2 protein-coding genes are annotated in these 4150 nt (G+C 66.0%); both read left to right on the top strand.

Annotation, left to right across the window (positions count from 1 at the left end; genetic code table 11):
* On the top strand, positions 1-258 hold a 258-nt coding region (locus A2J02_RS16905), incomplete at its 5' end, for a hypothetical protein (protein ID WP_231911473.1).
* 111 nt (positions 259-369) lie between these two features.
* Positions 370-4150: non-ribosomal peptide synthetase (locus A2J02_RS16900; RefSeq protein ID WP_156516256.1), on the top strand; the 3781-nt coding region annotated here is incomplete at its 3' end.

Raw genomic sequence — 4150 nt, 5'->3', positions numbered from 1 at the left:
GTCGCCGTGACGGCAGGTGCAGCGCTGGTGACCGACCGGGGGGAGTCCGCCGAAGACGCCGCAGACATCGTGTCCGCAGAATGGGTGACCCATGCGTTCCTCGCCGCAGCAGACATCGCCGCAGTCGATCGACTGCAACCCGAGGACATCGAGGACCTCGTTGCGATCGTGTCGGTCGACGGTGACGGTGTCGAGATGAGCGGTGTCGACATTCCGGTGCATCGTCTGCCCGGGTCGTTGGGAACCGCCGACCGATAGGGTGAAGCGAACTGCAACGCTCGCCGCGTCGCGGACGATGAACGGTCGGATCGGCCGACGCGTCGTCCACGACCGAGCGCGGGGCAACACTGGTGAGGAGTCATAGTTCAGATGAGTTCGGATGGATCGACCGGCACACCGTCCGAGTCGGGCGGCCGAGTGGGTGGACGGTCGAGCCGCCCCAGGCCTACCCGTGCACGACCCACCCGACAGCGACCGGCCCGTACGGTCGCGCTGCCGACTCTGCTCGCCGCGGCGGTGGAAAAGAACCCGGACGGTACCGCGGTGGAGTTCGACACCCGGTCGCTCACCTATCGGGAGATCGACTCCCGGTCGTCCAGGCTCGCCCGGCTGCTCATCGAACGCGGGGTAGGTCCCGAGGATTTCGTGGCTCTGGCACTGACCCGTTCGATCGAATCGGTCACGGCCGTGTGGGCCGTGGCGAAGACCGGTGCTGCATTCGTGCCCATCGACCCGAATTACCCGGCCGCCCGCATCACGCACATGGTGAACGACTCCGGCGTGCGAATGGGTGTCACTGCAACACAATTCGAGGACACGATGCCGACGTCGGTGTCGTGGATCAGCCTCGACTCGTCCGACACCGAAGGCGCACTTCAGGGGTTGTCCGACGATCCCGTCGTAGCGGAAGACCGACGGGCACCGATTCGCCCGTCCACGCTCGCGTACGTCATCTACACCTCCGGCTCGACCGGTCTGCCGAAAGGCGTCGCCGTCTCCCACGCCGGACTGGCTCCGCTGACCTCCACTCAGGTCGAGACCTACGGGCTGGACTCCGATTCGCGCACACTGCATTTCGCGTCCCCCAGCTTCGATGCATCCGTGCTGGAGCTACTGATGGCCGTGGGCGCAGGCTCGACGATGGTCATCGTCCCACCCGGCGTCTACGGCGGTGCCGATCTGGCTGACATGCTCCGCCGCCACCGCGTCAGCCATGCGTTCGTCACCCCGGCAGCGCTGGCCTCGCTCGACCCGGCTGAGGTGCCCGACATGCGGGTGCTTGCGATCGGCGGCGAGGCCTTCACCTCGGAGCTGATGTCGAAGTGGGCACCGGGCAGACGTTTTCACAACGTCTACGGCCCCACCGAAGCGTCGATGGTGTGCAATATCTCGCCGCCGTTGAACGCCGGCGAAGCCGTGCTGCTCGGGCCGTCCACCAAAGACATGGGCTACCACGTGCTCGACGACCGGTTGCGGCAGGTACCCGCAGGGGTGCCGGGGGAGCTGTATCTGACCGGTGCCGGCCTTGCGCGGGGTTACCATCGAAGATTTGCGCTGACCGCGGCGCGATTCGTAGCCAATCCCTATGCAGCCGAGAGTGATCCGAATCAAGCCAGGCTCTACCGCACCGGTGACCTGGTGCGGTGGCGGGAAGTGGCGTCCGGACGTGCCATCGAATATCTGGGCCGCAACGACTTTCAGGTCCAGATCCGAGGCTTCAGAATCGAACTCGGTGAAATCGACGCCGTTCTCACAGCGCAGGACGGGGTCGATTTCGCTGTGACGCTCGGTCACCGCAGTCCTACTGGCGCAACCGTTCTCGCAGCCTACGTACTGCCGGTGGCAGGGACGGACGTCGACCTGGACCGGGTGCTGGACGAGGCCGGGCGGAGTCTGCCCGCGCACATGGTGCCCTCGGTGATCACGCGGATCGATACGATTCCCCTGACTCCCACCGGCAAACTCGACCGAGACGCACTGCCGGAGCCGGTGTTCGAGGTCGCCGAGTTCCGCGCCCCGGCGACCCCTACCGAGCAGGCGGTAGCCGACATCTTCGTCGAGTTGCTCGGGGTCGAGCGAGTCGGTCTCGACGACGATTTCTTCGCGCTCGGCGGCAATTCGCTGATCGCCACCAAACTCGCCGCGCGGCTGGGTTCGGCACTCGGCGTGCACGTGCCTGCGCGTTCGGTGTTCGAGTCGTCCACCGTCGAAGCGCTCGCGAACGCAGCCGACTCGGTCGACGCTCCGATCCGGGCCCAGCTCGACGCCTCCAGGGCTCGGCCGCAACACATTCCGCTCTCGTCCGCTCAGCAACGCATGTGGTTCCTGAACCGACTCGACACCGCGTCGGCGATCAACAACGTGCCGGTTGCTCTGCTGCTGCGCGGTTCCCTCGACATCGATGCACTGCAGGCCGCCGTCCTCGATGTGGTCGGTCGCCACGAATCGTTGCGCACCATCTATCCCGACATCGACGGCAGCGGCTATCAGCAGGTGCTCGACGAGGCCGATGCGCAGGTCGACACGGCCGTGGTCACCGTCACCCGTGACGGCGCCTTGGCCGACGTCACCGAATTCTTCAGCCGTGGGTTCGACGTGACGGTCGAAATTCCGTTCCGCGTTCGGCTGTTCGAGGTCACCGACCCCGCCGGTCCGATGCCGGAGTACGTATTGGCGTTCGTGGCACACCACATCTCGGCCGACGGGCTGTCGATGGCTCCGCTGTCTCGGGACGTCATGACGGCATATCTCGCGCGACGCAGTGGATCGGCACCGCAGTGGACGCCGCTGCCGGTTCAGTACGTCGACTACACGCTGTGGCAACTCGACATGCTGGGTTCGGAGTCGGACCCGAAATCCGTCGCCAGCAAGCAGATTCAGTACTGGCAGCACGCGCTCGACGGCCTACCCGAACAACTGGAGTTACCCGCCGACCGGCCGCGTCCACGAGTCGCGTCGGGACGAGGGGCGGTGGTGTCGTTCGATATCGATCCCGAGCTGCACACCCGAGTGGTCGAATGCGCCCGGGCCAACGAGTCGACCCCGTTCATGGTGGTGCACGCCGCGTTGGCCGTGTTGCTGGCGACACTGTCGGGTACGGCCGACATCGCCGTCGGAGCACCGGTGGGTGGCCGTGGTGACGCGCGGCTGGACGATCTGGTGGGCATGTTCGTCAATACGGTGGTGCTTCGAACCCCTGTTGCCTCGGATGCCTCGTTCGTCGAGGTTCTCGACACGGTACGTACGGCCGACCTCGAGGCGTTCGACAACGTCGACGTTCCCTTCGAGCGTCTGGTCGAGGTACTCGATCCGGTGCGTTCGCAAGGACGACACCCACTGGTGCAGGTTGCGCTGTTCTTCCAGAACTTCTCGCAGGGTTCGTTCGAGCTGCCCGATCTCGCCGTCGAGGCGTTCGGGTCCGGCGTGGCATCGGCCAAGTTCGACCTCCAGGTGACGTTCACCGAGCGGGGCGACGGCGCAGGGCTCGCCGTCGAGTTGATGTACGCCACGGATCTGTTCGACGAGCCGACCGTGACGGCCTTCGGGCACCGGCTGGTGGCCGTTCTCGACTCCGTGACCGCTCGACCCGAACTCGCGGTCGGTGACATCGACGTTCTCGATTCGGCTGAGCGTGAACAACTCTCGTTGCGGGGCAACGGCATCGCGGTGGCTGTCGATCCGGACGAGGTGCTGCTGGATGGTTTCGACCGGGTGGTGGCCGAGTCGCCTGATGTGGTGGCGTTGGTGTTCGGCGAACAGTCGTTGACGTATCGGGAGTTCTCGGACCGGGTGGATGCGACTGCGTGGTTGTTGCAGGAGCACGGTGCCGGGCCGGGTGTGTCGGTGGGGTTGGCCATGCGTCGGTCGATCGAGCTTGTGGTCGGCATGTATGCCGTGCTGCGGTCCGGTGCGGCGTACGTTCCGGTGGATCCGGATCAGCCGTCCGAGCGCAACGACTACATTCTAGACACGGCGTCGCCGGTTGTCGTTCTGTCGACGGCGCGAGACGACTTCGCCACGGCGACAGCGATTCCGGTTCTCGACATCACGGATCCGCCGCCGCCGGTCGGGTCGGTGGCATTCCCCCGTCCCTCCGGTGCCGATCTGGCGTACGTGCTGTTCACGTCCGGGTCGACCGGTCGGCCCAAGG

Source organism: Rhodococcus sp. EPR-147 (assembly GCF_001647185.1).
Taxonomy (GTDB): domain Bacteria; phylum Actinomycetota; class Actinomycetes; order Mycobacteriales; family Mycobacteriaceae; genus Rhodococcoides.
The sequence above is the reverse complement of the archived record's forward strand: the minus strand, read 5'-3'. Positions and strand labels throughout refer to the sequence as shown.